Source organism: Zhihengliuella sp. (assembly GCF_031178195.1).
GTDB lineage: Bacteria > Actinomycetota > Actinomycetes > Actinomycetales > Micrococcaceae > Zhihengliuella.
The window spans coordinates 332,033-356,113 of sequence record NZ_JAPSJL010000002.1 but is presented as its reverse complement, the minus strand read 5'-3'; the positions used below and the strand labels follow the sequence as shown (position 1 = coordinate 356,113).

At 70.7% G+C, this 24,081-nt stretch carries 23 protein-coding genes and 1 tRNA gene; 1 reads left to right on the top strand and 23 read right to left on the bottom strand.

Translation table 11 applies throughout. The features are described 5' to 3' along the window. The first annotated feature begins 96 nt into the window (after nt 1–96). Nucleotides 97–1,335, top strand: coding sequence for a beta-ketoacyl-ACP synthase II (gene fabF, locus RIN46_RS04285; protein WP_309079819.1), 1,239 nt, complete (start codon nt 97–99; stop codon nt 1,333–1,335). A gap of 277 nt (nt 1,336–1,612) precedes the next feature. Here the strand turns inward: fabF and nusB are convergent, their stop codons facing one another. The 23 genes from nusB to RIN46_RS04170 all read right to left on the bottom strand — a co-directional run bounded on the left by nusB (nt 1,613) and on the right by RIN46_RS04170 (nt 23,760). After that, nucleotides 1,613–2,026 (bottom strand): transcription antitermination factor NusB, encoded by a 414-nt coding sequence (gene nusB, locus RIN46_RS04280; protein ID WP_309079820.1) that lies wholly within the window; start codon nt 2,024–2,026, stop codon nt 1,613–1,615. Further along, nucleotides 2,023–2,586, bottom strand: a complete 564-nt coding sequence (gene efp / locus RIN46_RS04275) for an elongation factor P (protein WP_309079821.1) — start codon at nt 2,584–2,586, stop codon at nt 2,023–2,025. The genes nusB and efp overlap by 4 nt, the downstream gene beginning before the upstream one ends. 89 nt (nt 2,587–2,675) lie before the next feature. After that, nucleotides 2,676–3,176, bottom strand: a complete 501-nt coding sequence (locus tag RIN46_RS04270; protein WP_309079822.1) for a tetratricopeptide repeat protein — start codon at nt 3,174–3,176, stop codon at nt 2,676–2,678. Continuing rightward, complete coding sequence (gene aroB, locus RIN46_RS04265) at nt 3,176–4,258, bottom strand: 3-dehydroquinate synthase (RefSeq protein WP_309079823.1); 1,083 nt, start codon at nt 4,256–4,258, stop codon at nt 3,176–3,178. The genes RIN46_RS04270 and aroB overlap by 1 nt, the downstream gene beginning before the upstream one ends. Further along, the gene (locus RIN46_RS04260) at nt 4,255–4,914 is read right to left on the bottom strand and encodes a shikimate kinase (RefSeq protein WP_309079824.1); all 660 of its coding nucleotides are present in this window, start codon (nt 4,912–4,914) and stop codon (nt 4,255–4,257) included. The genes aroB and RIN46_RS04260 overlap by 4 nt, the downstream gene beginning before the upstream one ends. A 22-nt stretch (nt 4,915–4,936) precedes the next feature. After that, nucleotides 4,937–6,136 carry a chorismate synthase gene (gene aroC / locus RIN46_RS04255; protein ID WP_309079825.1) on the bottom strand — a complete coding sequence of 400 codons (1,200 nt, stop codon included), beginning with the start codon at nt 6,134–6,136 and terminating at the stop codon, nt 4,937–4,939. Nucleotides 6,137–6,162: 26 nt separating this feature from the next. Beyond that, nucleotides 6,163–7,059: a shikimate dehydrogenase gene (locus RIN46_RS04250; protein ID WP_309079826.1), complete on the bottom strand. Its 897-nt coding sequence runs from the start codon at nt 7,057–7,059 to the stop codon at nt 6,163–6,165. Further along, the gene (gene mltG / locus RIN46_RS04245) at nt 7,056–8,519 is read right to left on the bottom strand and encodes an endolytic transglycosylase MltG (protein ID WP_309079827.1); all 1,464 of its coding nucleotides are present in this window, start codon (nt 8,517–8,519) and stop codon (nt 7,056–7,058) included. Before mltG ends, RIN46_RS04250 begins: the two co-directional genes overlap by 4 nt. 6 nt (nt 8,520–8,525) lie before the next feature. Next, on the bottom strand, nt 8,526–9,038 hold the full coding sequence (gene ruvX / locus RIN46_RS04240; RefSeq protein WP_309079828.1) for a Holliday junction resolvase RuvX: 513 nt from the start codon (nt 9,036–9,038) through the stop codon (nt 8,526–8,528). A 2-nt stretch (nt 9,039–9,040) separates the two neighbouring features. Then, nucleotides 9,041–11,734 (bottom strand): alanine--tRNA ligase, encoded by a 2,694-nt coding sequence (alaS, locus tag RIN46_RS04235; RefSeq protein WP_309079829.1) that lies wholly within the window; start codon nt 11,732–11,734, stop codon nt 9,041–9,043. 26 nt (nt 11,735–11,760) lie between these two features. Continuing rightward, on the bottom strand, nt 11,761–12,012 hold the full coding sequence (locus tag RIN46_RS04230) for a hypothetical protein (protein WP_309079830.1): 252 nt from the start codon (nt 12,010–12,012) through the stop codon (nt 11,761–11,763). Between the two features lie 24 nt (nt 12,013–12,036). Continuing rightward, on the bottom strand, nt 12,037–12,405 hold the full coding sequence (locus RIN46_RS04225; RefSeq protein WP_309079831.1) for a DUF948 domain-containing protein: 369 nt from the start codon (nt 12,403–12,405) through the stop codon (nt 12,037–12,039). 184 nt (nt 12,406–12,589) lie between these two features. Continuing rightward, nucleotides 12,590–12,662, bottom strand: a tRNA-Ala gene (locus RIN46_RS04220). A 98-nt stretch (nt 12,663–12,760) separates the two neighbouring features. Next, nucleotides 12,761–13,144, bottom strand: coding sequence for a ribosome silencing factor (rsfS, locus tag RIN46_RS04215; protein ID WP_309079832.1), 384 nt, complete (start codon nt 13,142–13,144; stop codon nt 12,761–12,763). Nucleotides 13,145–13,194: 50 nt separating this feature from the next. Further along, a complete protein-coding gene (locus RIN46_RS04210; protein ID WP_309079833.1) occupies nt 13,195–14,292 on the bottom strand; it encodes a hypothetical protein in 1,098 nt (365 codons plus the stop codon). A gap of 554 nt (nt 14,293–14,846) precedes the next feature. Further along, entirely contained in the window at nt 14,847–15,437 is a 591-nt protein-coding gene (gene nadD / locus RIN46_RS04205) for a nicotinate-nucleotide adenylyltransferase (protein ID WP_309080121.1), read from the bottom strand. A 1-nt stretch (nt 15,438) separates the two neighbouring features. Then, complete coding sequence (locus RIN46_RS04200) at nt 15,439–15,657, bottom strand: hypothetical protein (RefSeq protein WP_309079834.1); 219 nt, start codon at nt 15,655–15,657, stop codon at nt 15,439–15,441. A gap of 156 nt (nt 15,658–15,813) precedes the next feature. Then, a complete protein-coding gene (locus RIN46_RS04195; RefSeq protein WP_309079835.1) occupies nt 15,814–17,112 on the bottom strand; it encodes a glutamate-5-semialdehyde dehydrogenase in 1,299 nt (432 codons plus the stop codon). Between the two features lie 52 nt (nt 17,113–17,164). Then, complete coding sequence (gene proB / locus RIN46_RS04190) at nt 17,165–18,304, bottom strand: glutamate 5-kinase (RefSeq protein WP_309079836.1); 1,140 nt, start codon at nt 18,302–18,304, stop codon at nt 17,165–17,167. Nucleotides 18,305–18,318: 14 nt separating this feature from the next. Beyond that, entirely contained in the window at nt 18,319–19,890 is a 1,572-nt protein-coding gene (gene obgE, locus RIN46_RS04185) for a GTPase ObgE (protein ID WP_309079837.1), read from the bottom strand. Between the two features lie 164 nt (nt 19,891–20,054). Continuing rightward, entirely contained in the window at nt 20,055–20,309 is a 255-nt protein-coding gene (gene rpmA / locus RIN46_RS04180; RefSeq protein ID WP_102161104.1) for a 50S ribosomal protein L27, read from the bottom strand. A 47-nt stretch (nt 20,310–20,356) separates the two neighbouring features. Then, nucleotides 20,357–20,665: a 50S ribosomal protein L21 gene (gene rplU, locus RIN46_RS04175; protein ID WP_309080122.1), complete on the bottom strand. Its 309-nt coding sequence runs from the start codon at nt 20,663–20,665 to the stop codon at nt 20,357–20,359. Nucleotides 20,666–20,907: 242 nt separating this feature from the next. Beyond that, on the bottom strand, nt 20,908–23,760 hold the full coding sequence (locus tag RIN46_RS04170) for an Rne/Rng family ribonuclease (RefSeq protein ID WP_309079838.1): 2,853 nt from the start codon (nt 23,758–23,760) through the stop codon (nt 20,908–20,910). Between the last annotated feature and the right edge of the window lie 321 nt (nt 23,761–24,081).

Sequence of the window (24,081 nt, the reverse complement as noted above, 5' to 3'; positions counted from 1 at the left end):
GCGGCGGCGCGTTACCACCCGGCCGCGGGGATCCCTCCCCGGCCGGGTACCTGCCTCCCACTACGTAGTCTTCCTCGTGTAAAGAGAGATGTGCTGATGGCCCGCAAAGTCGTAATCACCGGTCTAGGTGCCACAACCCCCATCGGTGGCGACGTGCCCACCCTGTGGGAGAACGCCCTCAAGGGCGTCTCCGGTGCGCACACGCTGACCGACGACTGGGTCGAGGAGTTCAACCTCCCGGTCACCTTCGCCGCCCGGGTCACCACGCCCCCGAGCGAGACGCTCTCCCGCGTCGAGATGAAGCGGATGGATCCCTCCACCCAGTACGCGGTCGTGGCGGCCCGCGAGGCCTGGAACGACTCCGGACTCACGGAGATGGACCAGGACCGTCTCGGCGTCGCCTTCGCCACGGGCATCGGCGGCGTCTGGACACTCCTCGACGCCTGGGACACCCTGCGCGAGAAGGGACCGCGCCGCGTTCTGCCGATGACGGTCCCCATGCTCATGCCGAACGGCCCCGCAGCGGCCGTCAGCCTCGACCTGGGCGCACGCGCCGGGGCCCACACCCCGGTGTCCGCGTGCGCCTCCGGCACGGAGGCCGTCGACGTCGGCCTGGAGATCATCCGGTCGGGCCGCGCCGACGTCGTAGTGGTCGGCGGCGCCGAGGCAGCCATCCACCCGATGCCGCTCGCCGCGTTCGCCTCCATGCAGGCGCTCTCGCGCCGGAACGACGACCCGGAGCACGCCTCCCGGCCCTACGACCTCGACCGCGACGGATTCGTCATGGGCGAGGGCGCCGGCGCGCTGGTCCTCGAGGCGGAGGAGCACGCGCTCGCCCGCGGCGCCCGGATCTACGCCGAGCTCGCCGGCACGGCCGTGACCGCCGACGCGCACCACATCACCGCACCGGATCCGGAGGGCCTGGGCGCGACGCGCGCCCTGAAGGCGGCCATGTTCGACGGTCTGATCCAGCCGGAGGACGTGGTCCACGTCAACGCCCACGCGACGTCCACCCCCGTCGGCGACAAGCCGGAGTACACCGCGCTCAAGGCCGCTCTCGGCCAGCACGTCGACAACGTGGCGGTCTCCGCCACCAAGTCGCAGATGGGGCACCTGCTCGGCGCCTCCGGCGCCGTGGAGTCGGTGCTGAGCGTCCTGGCCGTGTACCACCGCAAGACCCCGGTGACCATCAACCTCGAGAACCAGGACCCCGATATCCCGCTCGACGTCGTCACCGGTACCCCGCGCGAGCTGCCCGGCGGCTCCATCGTGGCGCTGAACAACTCGTTCGGCTTCGGCGGCCACAATGCCGTCGTCGCCATCCGCAGCGTCTAGCCGGAGCATCAGCACCGCGACGCCGGCCGCGGCGACGCGCCCTCGAAGGGGCCGTGCTCGCGCCACCCTCCGGGGATGGCGCGAGCACGGCCCCTTCCTGTCGGCTCTCCTGTCGTTCCGGGAGAGCGACATCGGTCCTGCGCAGGTCCGCACCCGGCGAGGATCTCCCCTGGACGACAGAGGGCGCCATCCCCGCCGGTATTCGGCGGGGATGGCGCCCTCGAGGCGCCGACCGGTCCACAGTCCGACGCCGAGCGTCTGGGCCGGAGCCGCGGCGCTAGGCCAGGAGCGTCGGCTTCATCTGCTGGATGCGGCCGAGCAGGCCGTTGATGAACTCCGGCGACTCGTCGGTGGAGAGTTCCTTGGCGAGCGACATCGCCTCGGCGACGGCGACGCCGTCGGGAACCTCGTCGTTGAACAGGATCTCCCACGTGCCCAGGCGCAGGGCGGCGCGGTCGACGGCCGGCATGCGGTCCAGCGTCCAGCCGCGCGCGTAGGTGCTCAGGATCTCGTCGATCCGCTCCTGCTGCGACACCACGCCCTCCACGAGAGTCATCGTGTAGGGATTGACGGTCCAGTCCGCGTTGGCCTCGCGGCGCTGCTGCAGGGCCGACAGCGCGGTGACGCCGCGCTGGTCGGCCTCGAAGAGCACCTCGAGAGCCCGGAGCCGGGCCTTGCTGCGGGCACTCACTCGGTGACACGCCCCAGGTAGTCGCCGGTGCGGGTGTCGACCTTCACACGGGTGTTCTGCTCGACGAACAGCGGCACCTGGATCTCCTTGCCGGTCTCCAGCGTCGCCGGCTTCGTGCCAGCGGAGGAGCGGTCGCCCTGCAGGCCCGGCTCGGTGTAGGTGATCTCCAGCACCACCGACGGCGGCAGCTCCACGTAGAGCGGCGAGCCGTCGTGCATCGCGATGACGAGCTCCTGGTTCTCCAGCATGAACCCGGCGGCGTCGCCGACCAGGGCACCGGGGACGGTGATCTGGTCGTAGTCGGACAGGTTCATGAAGACGTAGTCCTCGCCGTCCTGGTACAGGTACTGGTAGTCGCGGCGGTCGACCGTCGCGGTCTCGATCTTGGCGCCGGCGTTGTAAGTCTTGTCGACGACCTTGCCCGACATGATGTTGCGCATCTTGGTGCGCACGAATGCACCACCCTTGCCCGGCTTGACGTGCTGGAATTCGACGATCTGCCACAGCTGGCCGTCGATCTTGATGACGACGCCGTTCTTGATATCGGTGGTATCTGCCACGAACTACTCTTCCTGTATGGGCGCCGGTGCCCGTCGGTGCGCCGATGGCGCGGGCGAGCTCCGGCTCTTGTCAAAGATCCTCAGCAATTTTAGCGTACGAGGTGCTCGTGTCGTTCGACGGCCTCCAGCGAGCGGCGGGCCAGCTCGGTCCGACGCTCGAGGGCGTTGGCGCGGGTGTGGAGCTCGAGGGCCTTCTCGAAGCGGTGGCGGGCAGCCGTGAGATCGCCCGCGTTGTAGTAGAGGATGCCGAGGTACTGGTGCATGGTGGCCTCGTGGGATGTGCCGGAGAACTCCTCCAGCAGGGCCCGGAGCCGCTGGATCGCGGCCTCGGTGTTGCCCATGGCCCGCTGGAGATCGGTGTCCAGCAGCCGCATCCGGATGTTCTGCGGCTCGTTCAGCCGCACGTCCGCCACGAGCTCGGCCGCCTGCCGGAGCTGGCCGCGGGCGATGAGGACGACCACGGCGTCGCACGGGTCCTCCCCTCGGAGGAGCCCTTCCGCCTCCTCCTCATCGACGATGACCGGCAGCAGCGTCTCGGGATCTCGCTTGATCCCCGGCATGCCGGTTTCGATCCAGTGAGTCTCCTGCATCAGTCTGCAATCTCCTGGTATGCGGCGAAGAGTAGGGATGTATCGGGTACATCGAGGATACCCGGGCGGGCCAGCCCGTCCAGCACCACGAACCGGAGCAGATCGCCCCGGGCCTTCTTATCCCGCTTCATCCCGTCCAGGAGCGCGGCCCAGCGGTCACCGCGGTAGGTGGTCGGCAGGCCCAGGGACTCCAGGACCGCCCGGTGCCGGTCGGCCAGTTCGTCGTCGATGCGTCCGACCGAGCGGGCGAGCTCTGCAGCGAAGGCCAGACCGATGGACACCGCCGCGCCGTGGCGCATCTGGTAGCGCTCCGCCAGTTCGATCGCGTGAGCCAGCGTGTGGCCGTAGTTGAGCATCTCGCGGCGGCCGGACTCCTTGAGATCCTCGGAGACGACCTCCGCCTTGACGCGGATCGAGCGCTCGACGATCTCCCTCAGCTCGGGACTCCCGGGCTCGGATACCTTCGCCGGGTCCGCCTCGATGATCTCCAGGATCCGTGGGTCCGCGATGAAGCCGCACTTGACGGACTCGGCGAGTCCGGTGACCAACTCGTTCCGCGGGAGGGTCTGCAGCGAGTCGAGGTCGGCCAGGACCGCGGCCGGCGGGTGGAAGGCACCCACGAGGTTCTTGCCCTCCGAGGTGTTGATGCCGGTCTTCCCGCCGACGGCCGCGTCGACCATGCCCAGCAGCGTCGTGGGCAAGTGGACCACGCGCACGCCGCGCAGCCAGGTCGCCGCCACGAAACCGGCCACGTCGGTCACGGCGCCGCCGCCGACGGCGACGATGGCGTCGGAGCGGGTGAAGTCGTTCTGGCCCAGGACCTGCCAGCAGAAGGCGGCGACCTGGATGTGCTTGCCCTCCTCCGCATCGGGGATCTCGGCCGTCAGCGCCGTCAGGCCGGCGCCGTCGAGCTCGGCCTTGACGGCGTCGCCGGTCGCTCGCAGGGCGCGCGGGTGGATCACGAGCACCTTGCGCACCCGCTCGCCGAGGATCCCGGGCAGTCGGTCCAGGAGCCCGTTGCCGACGACGACGCTGTAGTTCGCGTCGGGTGTGCTTCCGGTGACCTCGATGGTGGTGGTCATTTCTGCTGTTCCTCCGTGGCTTGGGTGTAGCGCGCGTAGGCGCTGAGGATGCGGGCCGCATTGGTGGCGACTGGCTCGGTGCCGACGTCGACGACGACGTGGGAGGCCGCGCGGTACAGGGGCTCCCGCTCGGCGAGGATCTGGGCCCAGCGCTCCACGGGCCCCGTCTCCTCCTCGGCGGGCGGTGCGTCGCCCGCGCTCGCCCGGGTGGCCAGCAGGGGTCGGTGCCGGTCGCGGAGGATCCGGGGCGCGACCGCCTCCCGGGTGATGGTCAGGTAGGCGGTGAAGACGCCCGCGAGCAACTCGCGGTTCTCCGGTACGACGACGGCCCCGCCGCCGGTCGCGATCACGCCGCCGTGGACCGAGGCGGCAGCGAGGGCCGCGCGGAGCGCCTCCGTCTCGAGGCGACGGAAGTCGGCCTCCCCCCGCTCGCTGAAGATCTCCGCGATGGGGCCGTGCTGGGCGACGACGAGCGCGTCGGTGTCCGCGAACGGGACGCCGAGCTCACGAGCGACGGCCCGCCCGAGGGTCGACTTGCCCGACGCCATGGGGCCGATGAGGCAGATGACGCTGCGGGCGTGGCCGTCCCAGGCGTCGCGAGGGGTCGCGTAGCGGGGTGCCTCCCCGGAGGAGGGCTCCGATGGATCTGGGGTCACGTCGATGCGGCTCCGGTGGCGGTCAGGCCCGCGGCGTCGCCAGAGCCGCCGGGATGGCGTCCAGGTAGGCGTCCAGGTTGCGGCGCGTCTCGGCGACGGAGTCGCCGCCGAACTTCTCGAGCATGCCCTGCGCGATCACGAGGGCGACCATGGCCTCGGCCACGACGCCGGCGGCCGGGACCGCGCAGACGTCGGAGCGCTGGTGGTGCGCCTTGGCGTCCTCGCCGCTCGCGACGTCGACCGTCCGCAGGGCGCGCGGCACGGTGGCGATCGGCTTCATGGCGGCGCGCACCCGCAGGGGCGTGCCGATGCTCATGCCGCCCTCGACGCCCCCGGCGCGATTCGTGGTGCGGATGATCCGCCCCTCCTCGTCGCGCAGGATCTCGTCGTGGGCCTGGGATCCGCGCCGGGCGGCAGTCAGGAAGCCGTCTCCGACCTCGACACCCTTGATGGCCTGGATCCCCATGAGCGCGGAGGCCAGCCGGGCGTCGAGCCGCCGGTCCCAGTGCACGTAGGACCCGACGCCCGGGGGCAGGTTGTAGGCGAGGACCTCGACGACGCCGCCGAGGGTCTCCCCCTCCTTGTGCGCCGCGTCCACCTCCGCGACCATGGCCTCCGAGGTCTCCCGGTCGAAGCAGCGCAACGGGTCGCTGTCCAGGGCCACGACGTCCTGCGGGCGCGGCACCTCGGTCCCCTGCGGGACCGCGACGGTGCCGACCGCGACCGTGTGGCTGACGAGCCGGATGCCCAGGTGCTGCAGGAACTTCGCCGCGGCCGTGCCGAGGGCGACGCGGGCGGCCGTCTCGCGTGCGCTGGCGCGCTCGAGGACCGGACGGGCGTCGTCGAACCCGTACTTCTGCATGCCCGCGAAGTCGGCGTGGCCGGGGCGCGGGCGGGTCAGCGGCGCGTTGCGCGCCAGACCGTCGAGCACTTCCTGCTCCACGGGATCGGCGCTCATGACCTTCTCCCACTTCGGCCACTCGGTGTTGCCGACCTCGATCGCCACGGGACCGCCCTGAGTGGCTCCATGGCGCACGCCGCCCACGAAGGTGACCTGGTCCTGCTCGAACTTCATCCGCGCGCCACGACCGTAGCCGAGCCGCCGGCGGGCGAGTGCGGCCTGCACCTCCTCGGTGGTCAGCGACACCCCGGCGGGCAGTCCTTCCAGAATTCCGACGAGGGACGGGCCATGGGATTCGCCCGCAGTCAACCAACGCAACATGGACTCAATACTGCCACGCTTCCGGATCAACCCCGACGACGCGGGGTGCCCACTGCGTCACACATCACGTTTGTGACGAGGGCCCGGGCCTCCGGGTCCGCCCGGGCGAACCGGAGGGCCTGCTCGACCGCCTGGTGCACCAGCATGTCCAGCCCGTCGACGATCCGCCCACCTGCGCTCCCCCAGGCCTCGACGAGGCGACTCGGCCAGGGGTCGTACGCCACATCGAGCAGCGGGGCACCGGCTCGGGGGTCCGAGGCGAGCAGCGTCTCGACGATCGGGTCCGCCGCCCGCGGCGGCAGGGTGGAGACCACGACGTCGTACTCCCCCAGCGCCGCACCGGCGGCCGGTGCGTCCAGCACCCGCACGGCGAGCCCCAGCTCCCGGGCGAGCGCGACGGTGCCGGCGGCCCGGCCGGCGTGACGGACGACGAGGTCGACCGTCGCGATCTCCAGCAAGGCGGCGGCCTCCATCGCTGCAGAGGCCGTCCCGCCCGCCCCGAGGACGGCCAGTCGCCCGCCCGCGAAGGAGTCCCGGCCGCCGGGCGCGCCGGCCGCGAGCGCCCGGATGATCCCGTCGACATCGGTGTTCTCGCCGAGCAGACGGGGGCGGTCGCCCGAGTCGTCGACGACCACGGTATTGAGCACTCCGAGGCGACGGACCCGGTCGGAGACGTCGTCCATGTACGGCACCATGGCGGCCTTCATCGGCATGGTGCAGGACAGCCCCCGCCAGCCGGGCTCGGTGCGCAGCCGCCCGGCCAGCGTCCTCGCGTCCTGCGGGTCGGCCTCGATGGCGTCGTAGTCGATCCGGGCACCGAGGGCGCGGTAGGCGGCGGCGTGCAGACGTGGGGACTTCGAGTGCCCGATCGGGTTCCCGATGACGGCGGCGCGCCCCCGAGGCTGCTGGGTCTCGTCCGTCATCGTCCGCAGGCCTCCGGATTCGCAGAGCAGTAGTCGCGGTACTCCTGCTGGTTGCGCTGGTGCTCCTCGTACGTGGTCGCGAACTTCGTCTCGCCGGTCTCGATATTGACGGTGACCCAGTAGTAGTAGTCGTTCTCCTGCGGGTTCACCGCGGCTTCGATCGCGGCATCGCCCGGGGAGCCGATCGGGGTCGGCGGCAGGCCGGGGTGCTGGTAGGTGTTGTACGGATTCGAGGCATCGGCCTTCTCCTCCGCGGTGAACTCGAGCGAGTAGCGGTCCAGGCCGTAGATAACGGCGGAGTCGACCTGGAGGAACCCGCCGGTCTCCGTGTTGGCGGGGTTGAGGCGGTTCTCGATGGCTCCCGCCACGGCCTCGTAGTCCCCGGGGCGGGACTCGCCCTGGAGGATGCTCGCGATCGTGAGCGCGCGGTAGCGCTGCTGGGGATCCTCCACGCCCAACCCGTCGAGCGTCGCGACCGTCGCATCGACGAGCTGCTGGAGCACCTCCTTCGGCTCCGTCCCGACCGGGAAGCGGTACTCGCCCGGGTGGAGGAACCCCTCGATGTTCGGGTAGGAGTCGGGCAGGCCGAATGCCGCCGGCTGGGTCGAGAGCTCGGTGAGCTCCTGGACCGAGGCGCCGGTGCCCTCGCCGATGGCCTCGAGCGCGGCCCCGAGGCGCATGTTCTGCCGGATCGCCACGTAGTGCACGGGCGCCTCGGAACTGCCGACGAGAGCCTCCACGGCCTCGACCGCGGGGATGCGCCGCTGCAGGGGGAACTCGCCGGGGTGGATCTCCTTGTTCTCGACGTCGGACTCGGCCAGCGCCTGGAGGAAGGCCTCCTCCGAGGCGACGATCTCCTGCCGCACGAGTTCGCTGGCGACCCGGTTGGCGCCCCAGCCGGACTCGACGGCGAAGGTGACCTCGCCCTCGCCGGGGCCCTCGTAGTCCTCCGGCTCGAGGTTGAAGAGCGAGTTCAGGAACAGCGCGCCCACGGTCAGGAGGACGACGAAGACGCCGAAGACCGACGCCATGACGATGTTGCGGCGGCGCCGCCGGCGGCGGCGGGCCTGCAGGGCGGCCTCGAGCTTGTCGTCCCGCGGCGGGATGACCACCTCCTCGAACGTCCTGACGCGGGGTTCCGTGCGGGCGGCGTGCGCCCCGGCGACGGCGGCGGCGGAGGCGCGGGACTCCTCCTCGGGCGCGACGGGCTCCGTCGCCGGCACCTCGACGGGGGGAACCGGCACGGCCGGGGCCGGTGCGGGCGCGGGAACGGCGCCCCGGCGGATGTCGGACCGCGTGGGGTCGGGCAGGCGGGGACCGCCCGCGTCGTGCAGATCGAGCGGAGCCGAGGGCTCCCGGCGGCGCCGTCCGGAGGGTAGATGTCGGTACGGCGCCCCGGCGTCGTCGTGGAGGAGGTCCTCGTCTTTCTCGCCGCCCCGGGTGTCGTGTGTCTCGTTCACCTGCGGCTAGTCCTTTTGTCCTGGGGAACCGTCCATGCCGGTTCTCGGCTCCACGGCGTCTCCGACGTCGCGTCGGAGCGATCTTTCCATATCGAGCGCATGTTGCAGAATAGCGGTCGCCGCCGCCTGGTCGACGACGGCGCGGTGCTGGCGGCTACCGACGCCTGCCTCGTGGAGGCTCCGGTGCGCCGTGACCGTGCTCAGCCGCTCGTCCACCAGCCGCACGACGGCGCGGCTCCCGGCTGCGGCGAGCCCGTCCGCAACAAGAACAGCGTAGTCGCGCGCCATGCGGGTCGAGGCCGTGTCGTGGCCCTTGAGATTGCGGGGCAGGCCGACGTAGACGACCGTGGCCCCCGTCTCGCACGCGTGGCGGACGAGGACCCGGATGTCGGAGTCCTTCTTCTCGTCGCGCGTGAGGGTCCGCCACGGGGTCGCCAGCAGGCCGTCGGGGTCGCTCGAGGCGACGCCGACGCGAGCCTGCCCGACGTCCACGCCGAGCCGTGTGCCGCGTTCCGCCATGGTCAGGCGACGTCGCCGATCTCGCGTTCGACGGCCGCGAGCGCCTCGGGACGCTTGGAGGAGTCCTGGCCTCCGCCCTGTGCGACGTCGTCCTTGCCTCCGCCACCGCCGCCGAGGATGCCGGCCGCCACGCGCACGAGCGCGCCGGCCTTGATGCCCTTCCCGCGGGCCGCCTCGTTCGTGGCGACCAGCACCAGCGGGCGACCGTTGGCCACGCCCGTGAGGGCGACGACCGCGGCGTCGGCGCCGAGCCGACCACGCAGGTCCAGCGCGAGCGAGCGCAGGTCGTCAGCGGCGGCCACGTCGCCGGCGTCGTGGGCGATGACCCGGACGCCGGCGATGTCGCGGGCGCTCGCCACGAGACCAGCGGCCTGGGCGGCCAGCTGCTCCCGGCGCAGACGCTCGATCTCCTTCTCCGCGGCGCGGAGCTTCGCGACGGTGGCCTGGACGCGCTCGCCGACCTGGGCCGCCGGAACGCGGAACATCTCGGCGAGGTCGGAGACCAGGGCGCGCTCGGCGGCCCCGTGCCGGAAGGCCTCCATGCCCACGAGGGCCTCGACGCGCCGGTTGCCGGAGCCGACCGACTGCTCGCCCAGGAGCGTGAGGGTGCCGATCTGGCTGGTGGCACCGACGTGCGTGCCGCCGCAGAGCTCGCGCGACCAGGCGCCATCCATCTCCACCATGCGGACGGTGCTGCCGTACTTCTCGCCGAAGAGGCTCATCGCGCCCATCGCCTTGGCCTCGTCCAGCGACATGATCCTCGTGACGACGTCGTGGTTGTCGCGGATCTTCAGATTGGCGAGTTCCTCGACCTCGGCCCTGGCGGCGCCCGAGAGGGAATCGGACCAGGCGAAGTCGAAGCGGAGGTAGCCGGCCTTGTTGAAGGAACCCGACTGGATGGCCTCCGGCCCGAGGATCTCGTGCAGCGCGGCATGGACGAGGTGCGTCGCCGAGTGCGCTTGCTCGCCGGCGAGGCGACGCTGCCGATCCACGTTAGCGAGGACCCGGGCGGATGCCGGCAGCTCGCCCTCGCGCACTATGGCCTTGTGGACGTTCAGGCCGCGGATGGGCGCCTGCACGTCGAGGACCTCGACGACGAAGCCGTCGCCCGTGATGAGGCCGACGTCGCCTGCCTGGCCACCCGCCTCCGCGTAGAACGGCGTCTCGTCCAGGACGAGGTCGATCTCCTGGCCCTGCTCGGCGACGTCGAGGAGCTCCCCGTCGCGGACGATGCCGCGCACGGGCGACTCCCCGCTGAGCGTCTCGTAGCCGGTGAACCGCACGTCGCGGCCGCCGTGGAGCTTGGAGTAGACGGTCAGGTCCGTGTGGCCGGCCTTCTTGGCGCGGGCGTCCTGCTGGGCGCGCTCGCGCTGCTCCGCCATCAGCGAGCGGAACTGCCCCTCGTCCACGGACAGGCCGGCCTCGGCGGCGATCTCGAGCGTCAGATCGATCGGGAAGCCGTAGGTGTCGTGCAGGCTGAACGCGACGTCGCCCGAGAGCGCGCCGGTGCCCTGCCGGGCCTCGCCGATGGCCTCCTCGAGGCGTGCCGTGCCGGAGGCGATCGTGCGCAGGAACGCACGCTCCTCGGCGTAGGCGACGCGGGAGATCCGTTCGAAGTCGGCCTCCACCTCCGGGTAGACGCCCTTCATCGCGTCGCGCGACGCGGGCAGGAGCTCGGGGAGGACGGCCGTCTCGACGCCCATGAGGCGCATCGCGCGCACGGCGCGGCGGATGAGGCGGCGCAGGACGTAGCCGCGGCCCTCGTTGCCGGGGACCACGCCGTCGGAGATGAGCATGAGCGAGCTGCGCACGTGGTCGGCGATCATGCGCAGACGCACGTCGTTGGCGTGGTTCGGGTCGCTCGGGTCCTCGGTGGAGGTGTACTCCTTGCCGGAGAGCTCGGAGGCCTTGTCGAGCACCGGGCGCACCTGGTCCGTCTCGTACATGTTCTCGACGCCCTGCAGGATCATCGCAAGGCGTTCGAGGCCGAGCCCGGTGTCGATGTTCTTCTTCGGCAGCTCGCCGGCGACGTCGAAGTCGGTCTTGGAGCGCACTGCGGAGAGCCGGTACTGCATGAACACGAGGTTCCAGATCTCGATGTACCGCGTCTCGTCGACGGCGGGGCCGCCCTCCTGGCCGTACTCGGCGCCGCGATCGTAATAGATCTCGGAGCACGGACCGCCCGGTCCGGGCTGGCCGGTGTTCCAGTAGTTGTCCGCCTTGCCGGTGCCGACGACGCGCTCGTGCGGGACGCCGACGACGTCCTCCCAGATGCGGCGGGCCTCGTCGTCGCGCTCGTCGCCCTCCTCGTACACGGTGACCCACAGCCGGTCCGGGTCCAGGCCGAAGCCGCCCGCGTCCTGCAGCGTGGTCAGCAGTTCCCAGGCCCAGGGGATGACCTCGGCCTTGAAGTAGTCGCCGAAGGAGAAGTTGCCGGCCATCTGGAAGAAGGTCCCGTGCCGGGACGTCTGCCCGACCTCCTCGATGTCCGCGGTGCGGATGCACTTCTGGATGCTGACGGCGCGGCTGTACGGGGGTTCCTGCTGGGCGGTGAAGTACGGGATGAAGGGCACCATGCCGGCCACCGTGAACAGCAGGGACGGGTCCGCGGAGACGAGGGATGCACTCGGGACGGGCGTGTGGCCGCGCTTGGAGAAGAATTCGACCCAGGTCCGGGCGATGTCCTGCGATTTCATGGTGCTTCTTCGATCCTTCGGGTGGATTAGTGGTTCTGGCCGCCGGCGTGGCGGCCGCGCTGCGGCTGATCGAGGCCGAGGGCGTCGCGGAGCTCGGACTCCTTGGCGCTCATGCCCTCGCGGAAGGCGTCCAGCGTGTCCGCGATCGAATCGCCGACCCGGCCGATGGTGCGGTTCCAGCCCTCCGCGGTGGTGGCCTGCGCGCGGGCCTGGGTGAGCTTGTGGTAGGCCAGCGATCCGACGGCGATGCCGATGCCGACCCAGAAGATCTTCTTCATCACGTGTGTCCTCTTCCCTAGGGGTCAGCGGCTGCGGCGGGCGGGCTTGGCGGGGCGGTTCACGGCCGCGCGGACGCCCTCACTGAACGCGGCGACCTTGATGAGGGGGCGCCCGACGACGGCGGCGAAGAGCGAGCTGACCGCGGTGACGTTGGCGGACGCGTCGGAGACGTTGGTGGTAATGCCGTCGACCTTGCGGAGCTGCTCGTTCGTCGTGGTCACCGTGGTGGTGACTTCCTGCAGCAGGGGGCTGGTACCGTCCGAGATCTCGCGAACCGCGGCACGCAGCTCGTCGAAGACCCTGCCCAGCTTGAGGATCGGAACGGCCAGCAGTGCTACCAGAATGGCGAAGACTCCGGCTGCGATCAGCCCGGCGATATCGGCCCCGGTCATGTTGAGCTCCTCATTCGACGTGTTCGGCCGCCGCGGGTCGCGGCGCCGGTACCCAACCCTACCTAACGATGTCCGTCACGACGCCGCGGCGCGTCCCCGGGCCGCGACCGCGCCGATGTGGGGAACGCAGCCGGGCGGACGCAGAGAAGGCCCGGGACCGTCGGTCCCGAGCCTTCTCCAGCGGTGGAGGTAAGGGGATTCGAACCCCTGACCTTCTGCATGCCATGCAGACGCGCTACCAACTGCGCCATACCCCCGTGGGCTTCGTTATCCGGATGACCGGGGCCGAAGCAACTCGTCAATCATACGGGAGGGCCGGCAGCGGAGCAAAATCCGCCTGTCCCCCCGACCGGGGCTAGGCGGCGCCATCCTTGGAGCCGAGATCCGGCAGTTCCACAGCGGGGCAATCGCTCCAGAGGCGGTCCAGCGCGTAGAACTCGCGGTCCTCCTGATGCTGGACGTGGATGACGACGTCGAGGTAGTCCAGAAGAACCCAGCGGCCCTCGCCCTGGCCTTCCCGGCGTGCAGGCTTGAGTCCCAACTCCTCGGAGAGCGCCTTCTCGATGGCGTCGACGACGGCGTTGACCTGGCGCTCCGTCTCGGCGGAGGCCATGAGGAAGGCATCGGTGATGCCGAGCCGGTCACCGACGTCGACGGCTGAGATGTTCTCGGCGAGTTTGTCGTCGGCCGCGCGGGCGGCCACCTCGATGATGCTGCGAGTGTGCTCGTTGAGCGCCACGTGTCTCCCTTAGCGTGAGCGGACGGGAGCGGACGCCCCCGCAGGCCAGTCTAGTTGCTGTTGACGATCATGATGAGCCCGGCGACGAAGGTCCCCACGCCGACGCCGAGAGCACCGAATGAGATGTAGAACCACTGGTTGGCGCGGCGGATACCGGCCGTGACCGAGTCCAGCGGGTCGAGCCCCTGGGCGCTGGTCGCCGCCAGGGGCGACCGCTGTGCCGCGTCGTCGGACGCCGCGGCCGGGCCCGGAGCGGCGGCGGGCATCTCGCCGGGCGCCCCGGCAGCGGCCAGGGCATCGTGCCGTGCGGCGGTCTGGCGCAGCTGATCGGCGGAGGCACTGCCGTGAGGGACGGACTTGGTGCTCCGACGGGCGGTCCGCGCACCCGTCCCCGGGCCGCCGGCCGCGGTCAGGTCGAGTTCGACGCCGCTCGTCGGCGGGCCCGAGATGCCGGTGTTGACCAGACGCTTCTCGGCTTCGGGATCGACGAACTGGTTCATGGCGCCGGTGAACGGGTCGGCGCTCACCTGGTTGAGTCGCTGCGCGTTCTCCGCCTCGAGCCGGCGCCGCTCCGCGATGCGTCGGTTGATGATGGCCGCACGGGCGGCGCGCTCGCGCTGAGTGGCCAGCGTCTCGAGATCGACCAGCCCGGTGTCCTCGCTCGGCGTAGCGGAGGCAGCACCGTGCGCGGGAGCAGTAGCCGGCGCAGTCCGCGGCCGGGAGCGCTCCCCTGCCGGAGCCTGAGGCGGCCGCGCAGCCTGTCGGGCCCGGAGCGCCTCCTCGACGCTCATCTCCGCGTCGGTCTTCGCCGGACCCGCCTGGTCCGAGCGGGCCGACGACGCGCCCAGTCCGCCGGTGCGCGGCCGGGGACCGCCGGGGACGACGGGCTTGGGCGCCGTGTCCAGATGCGCCGCTTCCTCGGCCGAGGCCGCGGTGGGGACCTCGGCCGCCTCGGAGGCCGCATCGCGACCTGAGGCTGCCTTCGCGGCGGCCAGCGCCTGGAGGCGGAGCTGCCGGCGCGTCAAGGGCGCAGCCTCCTCGCCGGCGGACTTGGGCTGGGCGGCTGCCTCCTCGGCGGCACGACGCCGGCGCAGGGCCTCACGGTCGCGGGCACGCTGAAGCGACGAGCGTTCGGATCGCTGGGGCACGGCGTCGACGGGAGCCTCGGCGGCACGTCGGCTCCGGTTCGCCCGTTGGACACGCTCGGTAGTCGTCTCGCCGTCTGCAGGGGTCGCCTCTGTGGGCTCCGTGCCCGAAATTCCGGCGTCGGCCGGGCGGGTGGACGCCGCGCGCTTGCCGTGGTTGGCTGCGGCTCGCTGCCCCGCTGGCTCTGGCGCCGGCCGAGCTGCGGGTGTCCGAGTGGCTTCGGGGGCACGAGCGGCCGGGCGCGACGAGCCGCCGGCCGGGTCCGGGGCCGGCGGGTCGGCGGGGCGGGAAGCAGGCTGGACGGCGTCCGTCGGGCCCGTCGGCGTCTGCTCCTCCGGCTTGCGCACCGGCGTGGAGGCATCGCCGTCGGCACCGGCAGTGGACGCCGCGGGCGAGCCCTCACCCGACGCCCGACGGGCCTCCTCCTGCGCTCGCCTCAATTCGCGCAGAGCCCGCCTGGTGAGTACAGGCTCTCCATCGTTGCTCATGCTATCCATTCCCCAGTCGTGAACCATTCGTTGTGCCGTTGTGGACCACGTCCGCAGTCCGGTCGGCTTCAGTCCAGATACAGCCCGTGCTTGGCGATGTACTGCACCACGCCGTCCGGCACCAGATACCAGACCGGGTGCCGGGTCCGTACCCGCTCCCTGCAGTCGGTCGAGGAGATCGCGAGGGCGGGTACTTCCAAAAGACTAACGTCGTTGCGTCCGAGATCCGGGAGATCGTGCCCGGGCCGGGTCACCCCGACGAAGTGGGCGAGGCTCCACAGCTCTCCCACGTCCTTCCAGGACATGATCTGGGCCAGGGCGTCGGCACCGGTGATGAAGAACAGTTCCGCATCCGGGCGGTCCCGGCGCAGGTCCCGGAGGGTGTCGATCGTGTAGGTGGGGCCGCCGCGCTCGATATCGACTCGACTGACCGTGAAGCGGGGGTTCGAGGCGGTCGCCACAACCGTCATCAGGTAGCGGTCCTCCGTCGGCGAGACCTTGCGGTGCTGCTTCTGCCAGGGTTCGCCCGTCGGCACGAACACGACCTCGTCGAGGTCGAACTCTGCGGCGACCTCGCTGGCCGCGACCAGGTGCCCGTGGTGGATCGGGTCGAACGTGCCGCCCATGACTCCGAGCCGGAGCGGACGGCCCTGCTCCAGCCTAGTGATGGCCGTGCTTGTTCGGGTGCTGGCGGTGCGGGTCGGCGACCTCGGAGTGCGGTGCGTGGCCGAGCCCGCGGTTCGAGAAGGAGACCGTGATCAGCAGCATGACGAGGAACAGTGCCATGATGGCGCCGCCGATGATCAGCGCGAGATCGGCCGAGCCGCTCTCCTCCGCCGCCGCAGCGACGGTACCGGTTGCGATGAGCTGGTTGAGCATGGGTCTCCCTTGGTCTTCGAGAAAGGAACCGGCACCACGCGCGGACGCTGGCAGAGCCGGGGGCCTGAGGTTTGCACCCCATGTTACCCGTGGGCGGGCCCGAGCCACGAACCCCGCGCGGCTGTCGCTCGGCGACAGCCGCGCGGATCGACGGCGCTAGCCCCGGATGTGCCCGTCGCCCTGGACGATCCACTTCGTGGTGGTCAGCTCGCGAAGTCCCATCGGACCGCGGGCGTGCATCTTCTGGGTGGAGATGCCGACCTCGGCGCCGAGACCGAGCTGTCCCCCGTCCGTGAAGCGCGTCGAGGCGTTGACGATGACGGCTGCCGAATCGATCTCACGAATGAAGCGCTCCGAGTTCGCGAGGTCGTTGGTGATGATGGCCTCGGTGTGCCCGGTCGAGTAACGGCGGATGTGCTCGACGGCCTCGTCGAGCGAGTCGACGACGCCCACCGCGATGTCCAGGTCGAGGTACTCCGTGCTCCAGTCCTCGTCCGTCGCGGGGACCGTGTTCAGGCCTCGTGCGAGTTCGGCTGCACGCTCGTCGACGTGGAGTCGCACCCCGGCCCCGGACAGGCCCTCGAGTACGCTGCGCGCCGCGATGGCGTCCTTGTGGATGAGCAGGGTCTCCGCCGCATTGCAGACGGAGGTGCGGTGGGTCTTCGCGTTGACGATGATCGGCACGGCCAGTTCGTCCGGCGCCGACGCGTCGAGGAAGAGGTGCACATTGCCCTCACCGGTCTCGATGACCGGCACGGTCGCGTTGTTGACGACCGCCTGGATGAGGTTGCGGCCGCCGCGCGGGATCAGCAGGTCGACCTTGCCCCGCGCGCCCATCAGCGCCGTGGCGCCCGGGCGACCGAGCTCGTCGATCCCCTGGACGGTGTCCGCGGGCAGTCCGACGCTGTCCAGTGCCTCCCGGATGAGGCCGATGAGCACCTTGTTGCTCTCCTCGGCGGCGGAACCGCCGCGCAATAGCACGGCGTTGCCGCTCTTGAGCGCCAGGCCCGCGATGTCCACGGTTACGTTCGGCCGAGCCTCGTAGATGGCGCCGACGACGCCGATCGGGACATGGATCTGACGCAGCCGGAGTCCGTTCGGCAGGGTCTCGCCACGCATCACCTCACCCACCGGGTCGGGCAGGCCGCGCAAGTCCTCGAGAGAAGAGATCAGGCCGTCGATGCGCTGGTCGTCGAGCCGCAGCCGGTCCAGCAGCGCCTCGGTGGTGCCGTTCGCTCGGCCCCGCTCCAGGTCGCGGCCGTTCCCGGCGACGATGGAGGGCCGGTTCGCGTCGAGCTTCTCGGCGATCGCGGTGATCGCGCGGTCCTTCCAGTCGCGGTCGGCCTGAGCCAGGACGCGGGCCGCCCTCCGCGCGCGGTCGGCCTTGGCCGCGATGGCGGCGGCGACGTCGTCGTTCTGGGAAATTCCTGCGGTGGTCTCGGTGGTCTCAGTCATGACTCCCCCTTCGTGGGATGTTCGCTCAGCGGTGCGTGGACTCCGTGCGGCGCTAGATCACCACGAGATCATCGACGTGCACCACCGAGCGTGCGTAGCGCTTTCCGAGCTTCTTGGACAGTTCGCGGGTGCTCCGGCCGAGCATGGCCGGCAGTTCGTCGCTGGCGAAGTTGACGATGCCGCGGGCCACGATCCGGCCCTTGCGGTCGGTGAGGTCGACGACGTCGCCCGCCTCGAACTCGCCGCTGATCTCGACGATGCCCGCCGGCAGCAGCGACTTCTTGCCACCGGCGACGGCGCGGACGGCGCCTGGGTCCATCACCAGGCGGCCGTTCGCCGAGGCGAGGTGGGCGAGCCAGAGCATGCGGGCCGAGCGGCGCAGGCCGCGGGCCGAGAACCAGGTGCCGACGTCCTCGCCGCGGAGCACCCGGGCGACGTTGGCGGCAGAGGTGACGAGGGCGGGGATCCCGGATTCGGAGGCCATCGTGGCGGCCTGGACCTTCGTGGCCATGCCGCCGGTCCCGACGCCGGCCGCGCCCGAGCCGCCGATCTCCACTCCGTCGAGGTCGGCGGGGGTGTCGACGCGCGGGATGCGCTTGGCCCCCTTGGAGGGCGGCCCGTCGTAGACGGCGTCGACGTCGGAGAGCAGGACCAGCGCGTCGGCCTTGGTCAGGTCGGCGACCAGCGCCGCCAGTCGGTCGTTGTCGCCGAAGCGGATCTCATGGGTGGCCACGGTGTCGTGCTCGTTGACGATGGGCAGGACGCCCAGGTCCAGCAGGCGATTCAGCGTCCGGAACGCATTGCCGTACTGCTCGCGCCGGATCAGGTCCTCCGCCGTCAGCAGCACCTGGCCGACGGTGACGTCGAACTTGGCGAACTCGTCCGTGTACTGGGCCATGAGTCGGCCCTGCCCGACGCTGGCCGCGGCCTGCTGCGTGGCGAGGTCCTTGGGACGACGCTTCAGGCCCAGCGGCGAGATGCCGGCTGCGATAGCGCCGGAGGAGACGAGGATGATCTCCGTGCCTGCGGCGCGGGCACGGCCCAGGGTGTCGACCAGGGCGAGGAGCGCGTCCTCGCTGATCCCGCCGTCAACGGTCGTCAGGGAGGACGATCCGACCTTGACGACGATCCGGCCGGCCCGCGCGATCTGGGACCGCTCGTTCACCGCCGATGGTTTTCGGGTCTGTTTCATCCTCAGCCGTTGCTTCATCCTCTGTCGCTGTCTCCTTCGGGGTCCGGCATCTTGTAGTTGGCCGATTCCGTCCAGATCCCAGCTTTGCGCTCGAACTCGAGCTCGTCGCGAGCGGCCTGCTTGGCCTCCCTGCGAGCCAGGTGGTCGTCGCGCTTCTGCTGACGCGTCGGGCGGTCGAACTCGTTCAGCCGCACATCCTTGCCGCGGCGCGAACCCAGGAGTTCTGCGCCAGCGGCCATGGTGGGCTCCCAGTCGAAGACGACCGAGTCGTCCTCGTCGCCGATGACCACTGCATCGCCCGGCTTCGCGCCGGCCTTGAACAGCCCGTCCTCGACACCGAGCTTGGCGAGGCGGTCGGCAAGGTACCCGACCGCTTCATCATTGCGGAAGTCCGTCTGCTTGACCCAGCGAACCGGCTTCTCACCGATAATACGGAAGAGCGGCTCGAGATTCCGCTCTTCCCGCCGGATTGTGAATGGTCGTTGATTCACGGCGCGAGGTTTGATAACGGGCGCCTGGACGACCGGGGGGGCCTCTTCGATTCTGGCCCGTGCTTCCGCGACCAATGCGGCCATGGCGAAGGTCAGGTCACGGAGCCCAGTGCGCGCGAGGGCCGAGATCTCGAAGACTCGGTAGCCCCGTTTTTCCAGCTCCGGGCGAACAAAGGCGGCCATCTCCTCGCCGTCCGGCATGTCGACCTTGTTCAGCGCGACCAGTCGCGGCCGCTCATTGAGCGGGATGATCTGCCCGTCGGTTCCCGCATAGGAGGAGTCGACCTGGTACTGCTCGAGCTCGCGCTCGATGACCTCGAGGTCGCTGATCGGATCCCGGTCCGGCTCCAGCGTCCCGCAGTCGAGGACGTGAACGAGTGCCGCGCAGCGCTCGACATGGCGCAGGAACTCGTGCCCGAGCCCCTTGCCCTCGCTGGCACCGGGGATCAGACCCGGCACGTCGGCCACGGTGAAACGGGTCTCCCCCGCCTCCACGACGCCCAGATTGGGAACCAGGGTGGTGAACGGGTACTCGGCGATCTTCGGGCGCGCCGCGGAGACGGCGGCGATCAGCGAGGACTTGCCGGCCGACGGGTATCCGACGAGGGCCACGTCCGCGACGGTCTTGAGCTCGAGGACGATGTCCCGCTTGTCGCCCTCGATCCCGAGCAGGGCGAAGCCGGGCGCCTTGCGCTTGCGGCTGGCGAGGGCGGCATTGCCCAGACCGCCCAGACCGCCTGCGGCGGCCACGTACTCGGCGCCCTCGTGGATGAGGTCGGCCAGGATGTTGCCCTGCCGGTCCTTCACGACCGTCCCCTCGGGGACCGGGAGCACGAGCGTCTCGCCGTGCTTGCCGGGCCGCAGGCCGCCCTTGCCGCCCTCGCCGTTGCCGGCGCTGCGGTGCGGGAGGTGGTGGTAGCTCAGGAGCGTGGTGGTCTGGTGGTCGACACGGAGGACGACGTCGCCGCCGTTGCCGCCGTTGCCGCCGTCCGGGCCGCCGAGGGGCTTGAACTTCTCCCGGTGGATGGAGACGCACCCGTGCCCGCCCGTGCCCCCTGACACATGCAGGACGACTCGGTCAATGAAAGCTGCCACGAGTGGGCTCCTTATTCGGTGGGATCGGTGTTGCTGGTCGGGCCCTCGACGGGAGGCCGCAAGCGGCCGGCCCGGCGGGGTCCGGAAAAACGACTGGAGGGCGGGCCGCAGCCCACCCTCCAGTCTAATAAAGGTCTTCGTTGACGAGGACCGTCTGCCGATGCCTAGTCGGCCGAGACGATGTTCACCACGCGACGGCCGCGGCGAGTACCGAACTCGACCGAACCGGCTGCGAGGGCGAACAGGGTGTCGTCGCCACCGCGGCCGACGTTGGCGCCCGGGTGGAAGTGCGTTCCGCGCTGGCGGACCAGGATCTCACCAGCGGAGACGACCTGGCCGCCGAAGCGCTTCACGCCCAGGTACTGAGCGTTGGAGTCGCGGCCGTTGCGAGTGGAGCTCGCGCCCTTCTTATGTGCCATTGAATATGCCTACCTTCAGATCAGGGGGTTGCTGGTCGCTCGACGCCTTAGGCGATCGAGGTGACCTTGACCTTGGTCAGAGCGGAGCGGAAGCCCTGGCGCTTCTTGTAACCGGTCTTGTTCTTGTACTTCTGGATGACGATCTTCGGACCGCGGAAGGACTCGACGACCTCGGCCGTCACCTTTACCTTGGCCAGCTCGTTGGCATCCGAGGTCACCTTGTCGCCGTCGACCAGCAGCAGGGCCGGAAGCTCAATGGTGCCGCCAGCAGCTACCGGAACGCGGTCAAGGTTCACGAAGTCTCCGACGGAGACCTTCTCCTGATGGCCGCCAGCGCGGACAATTGCGTACACCACTTTGGTACTCACTTCTCTCGACAGTTCTTATCTCAATTACTGCGCTGCAGGTGACCCCAGAGGTTCACGAATGTGACCTCTTAACAGCCCCGGGGAATGCGCTGTGCTTCTCACGCCGATTGGACAAGATCCGATGAGCGGCGTTCGCACCGAAGAACTAGATTACGCTAGTCCGCCCCGCCGGGGCAAATACAGCCCTCCCCGGCGAGTCGTCAAGGGGCCCTGCAACGCGGGTCACACGCCTACAGCTCGGACGCCGGGACGCCCACGCCCAGAATGGTCGGCCCGGGGCCGGCGCCGGCCTCGCGGGAGGAGTCCGGACGGCCGGCAGGAGCCTCCGCCCGGTACGCCGTGCCGGTGGCCTCCACGGGTCCGCCGCGCTCGATCGGGGTCTCCCCCGATCCCTGCGCACTGGTGGCGACGCGGCCACCCCTGCGCCGCCCTCGCGGTGCCGGCGCAGGGGACGCGGATGCGGCCGGCGCCTGGGTCGGCTGCTGAGCCTGCTCCTCTTCGACGGACGCCCCGCCCCCGGTCGTCGGCTTCGTCGGCGTGCTCGCTCCGGCCGCCGCCTTCTCCGGCGCCCCCTGTGCCGAGGTAGCCCTCCTGCCACCGCGGCGGGAGGGCCGTGCGGGCTCGGACTTCTCCGCAGTGGACGGGTTCGCTTCCCGCCGTGCGGGCTCGGGCACCTGAGCGGAGTCCGCCGACGCCTCGGGCTCGCCGTCCACCCCGAAGGCGGCGGTCAGGGATTCGAGCGTGAGGTCCGGTGCCGGAGTGCTGGCGCGTCGACGCGCCTTGCGCCCGCGCGGGAGCTTGACCTTCTCTCCCGCGATATCCAGCACTGCCTCCGAGTCGGCCTCGGCGGCCGACTGCCCGGAGGCCGGCTCCGTCCCGCCCTTCCCGGGCTCCGGGTTCTCGTGCTCGTGCTCGTGCGCGGCGTGGGCCGCGGCGGCCACCTTCGCGAGCGCCTCCCGGGCCGCGCTGGCCTTCGCCTCGCGCTCGGCGTCGCTCTCCGTCGCCGCCGGGGCCGCGTGCTGCTCCTGCTTCTCCGCTGGCTTGTCCTGCTTGCCCTTGCGACGGCGGCCGGGCCGCTCCTGCAGCGGCTCACCCTGGGCGTTGTGCGCCCGTCGCTGGTCGACGGGCTCCTCGTGCGTGATGACGCCGCGGCCGGCGCAGTGCTCGCACGGCTCGCTGAAGACCTCGAGCAGGCCCGTGCCCATGCGCTTGCGGGTCATCTGGACCAGGCCCAGGGAGGTGACCTCGGCGACCTGGTGCTTGGTCCGGTCGCGTCCCAGGCACTCGATCAGGCGGCGGAGCACCAGATCGCGGTTGGACTCCAGCACCATGTCGATGAAGTCGATGACGATGATGCCGCCGATGTCGCGCAGCCGCAGCTGGCGGACGATCTCCTCGGCCGCCTCCAGGTTGTTCTTCGTCACCGTCTCCTCGAGGTTGCCTCCGGAGCCGGTGAACTTGCCGGTGTTCACGTCGACGACGGTCATGGCCTCGGTGCGGTCGATGACGAGCGAGCCACCCGACGGGAGGAAGACCTTGCGGTCGAGGGCCTTGGTGATTTGCTCGTCGATCCGGTGCGCGCTGAAGATGTCCTCGTCCTTCGTCCACTTCTGGAGTCGCTCCAGCAGGTCCGGCGCAACATAGGTCACGTACGCCTCGATCGTGTCCCATGCCTCGTCGCCCTGGACGATCAACTCGGTGAAGTCCTCGTTGAAGACGTCGCGGACCACCTTGATGGTCAGATCGGGCTCGCTGTACAGGAGCTCCGGCGGCAGTGTCTTCGTGGACTTCGACTTGCCCTCGATGTCCTCCCACTGCGCGCGGAGGCGGTTGATGTCGTTCATCAACTCCTCCTCGCTCGCCCCCTCGGCGGCGGTGCGGACGATCACTCCGGCATTCTCCGGCAGGTGGTCCTTGAGAATCTTCTTGAGGCGGTTGCGCTCGACGTCGGGGAGCTTGCGGGAGATGCCCGTCATGGAGCCGCCCGGGACGTAGACCAGGTAGCGGCCCGGCAGGGAGACCTGACTGGTCAGCCGGGCGCCCTTGTGCCCGACCGGGTCCTTGGTGACCTGGACGACCACGGAGTCGCCGGACTTCAGCGCGTTCTCGATCCGCCGCGGCTTGCCGTCCAGGTTCGCGGCGTCCCAGTTGACCTCCCCGGCGTAGAGCACGGCGTTGCGCCCGCGGCCGATGTCGACGAAGGCAGCCTCCATCGAGGGCAGCACGTTCTGGACCTTGCCGACGTAAACGTTGCCGATCAGCGAGTCCTGCTGCGTCTTGGAGACGAAGTGCTCAGCGAGGATGCCGTCCTCGAGGACGGCGATCTGAATCCGGCCTTCGCCCTGGCGGACGATCATCTTGCGGTCCACCGACTCGCGGCGGGCCAGGAACTCCGCCTCGGTGATGCCCTGGCGGCGGCGCCCGGAGTCACGGGACTCACGGCGGCGCTGGCGCTTGGCCTCGAGCCTGGTGGACCCCTTGACGCTGGTGACCTTGTTGCTCGGCGGTGCCTCGGCCGCCCGCGGCGCGCGGACGCGCGTGACCGTGCCGGGCGGATCCTCGTCCGAGCCGCCGGCGAGTTCCAGGTCTGCCTCGCCGCGACGGCGGCGGCGGCGCCTGCGGGAGCTGACGGCCTCCTCGGTCTCCTCGTCGGACCCGGCATTGTCGGCGCCCGCCTCCTCGCCTCCCCGCTGGCGGCGACGACGCCGGGAGCGCCGGCCCCGGGTGCCCTCGGACTCCTCGTCCTCGTCCCTGTCGTCGTCCTCGGCGTCGGCGGTCGGCGCGACGACGGCACTGAAGTCCGGGGCGTGGAACAGGACGGAGGTGGGCGACGGCGGGACCGCGAAGGGGTCGGTGCCGGAGGCCGGGACGGAGGACTCCGCGGCGGCATCCTCCTCGGTCTCACCGATGCCCGCGGCTCCCGCCGCGTCGCTGTCGGCCGAGGCCTGGGGGCTCTCCGGCGACGTGGTGCCCTGCTCGCTCCCGGCGGCCCCTTCCGCGCCCTTCCCGCTGGTGTTCTCGTCGGTCGTGTCGACCGAGACCTCGGCAGTGTTCCCGCCGGTATTCTCGTTGTTCTCGCTCATGGCGTCATGCTCCTCGCCGACGGTTCTCCACAGCGACGCCGCCGGGCGCTCGGTCGATCCGCCGTCGCTGCCGTTCTCGGCGCGTCCCGCGGACCGGAAGTCAGTGGGTATCCGCCGAGTCCGCCCGCTCGTGCTGCCGGGCGTGTCCGATTCGACGGACCAGCGGCGCTTTTCCTGGCATGCCGCTTTCTGTTGCGGCGGCCGGTGGCGGAATTCGCGGCGTCACGTGAGGGTGCCGTCTTACGCACCACTTCCGGACGTCCGGAGGAAACATCGCCAGCGGGCCGGGAAGCCTGTCGCTGGGCCGCGCAGGGACTGTGG

What these genes read in the sequence shown, in the direction of transcription:
- aroB (WP_309079823.1), bottom strand. Translation starts at nt 4,258, where the DNA reads ATGACCACCACCATCGAGGTCACCGGAAGCACACCCGACGCGAACTAC.
- RIN46_RS04195 (WP_309079835.1), bottom strand. Translation starts at nt 17,112, where the DNA reads ATGACTGAGACCACCGAGACCACCGCAGGAATTTCCCAGAACGACGAC.
- RIN46_RS04270 (WP_309079822.1), bottom strand. Translation starts at nt 3,176, where the DNA reads ATGCAGGAGACTCACTGGATCGAAACCGGCATGCCGGGGATCAAGCGA.
- RIN46_RS04170 (WP_309079838.1), bottom strand. Translation starts at nt 23,760, where the DNA reads ATGAGCGAGAACAACGAGAATACCGGCGGGAACACTGCCGAGGTCTCG.
- RIN46_RS04250 (WP_309079826.1), bottom strand. Translation starts at nt 7,059, where the DNA reads ATGACGGACGAGACCCAGCAGCCTCGGGGGCGCGCCGCCGTCATCGGG.
- RIN46_RS04225 (WP_309079831.1), bottom strand. Translation starts at nt 12,405, where the DNA reads ATGACCGGGGCCGATATCGCCGGGCTGATCGCAGCCGGAGTCTTCGCC.
- RIN46_RS04230 (WP_309079830.1), bottom strand. Translation starts at nt 12,012, where the DNA reads ATGAAGAAGATCTTCTGGGTCGGCATCGGCATCGCCGTCGGATCGCTG.
- rpmA (WP_102161104.1), bottom strand. Translation starts at nt 20,309, where the DNA reads ATGGCACATAAGAAGGGCGCGAGCTCCACTCGCAACGGCCGCGACTCC.
- ruvX (WP_309079828.1), bottom strand. Translation starts at nt 9,038, where the DNA reads ATGGCGGAACGCGGCACACGGCTCGGCGTGGACGTCGGGCAGGCTCGC.
- proB (WP_309079836.1), bottom strand. Translation starts at nt 18,304, where the DNA reads ATGAAACAGACCCGAAAACCATCGGCGGTGAACGAGCGGTCCCAGATC.
- aroC (WP_309079825.1), bottom strand. Translation starts at nt 6,136, where the DNA reads ATGTTGCGTTGGTTGACTGCGGGCGAATCCCATGGCCCGTCCCTCGTC.
- RIN46_RS04200 (WP_309079834.1), bottom strand. Translation starts at nt 15,657, where the DNA reads ATGCTCAACCAGCTCATCGCAACCGGTACCGTCGCTGCGGCGGCGGAG.
- fabF (WP_309079819.1), top strand. Translation starts at nt 97, where the DNA reads ATGGCCCGCAAAGTCGTAATCACCGGTCTAGGTGCCACAACCCCCATC.
- alaS (WP_309079829.1), bottom strand. Translation starts at nt 11,734, where the DNA reads ATGAAATCGCAGGACATCGCCCGGACCTGGGTCGAATTCTTCTCCAAG.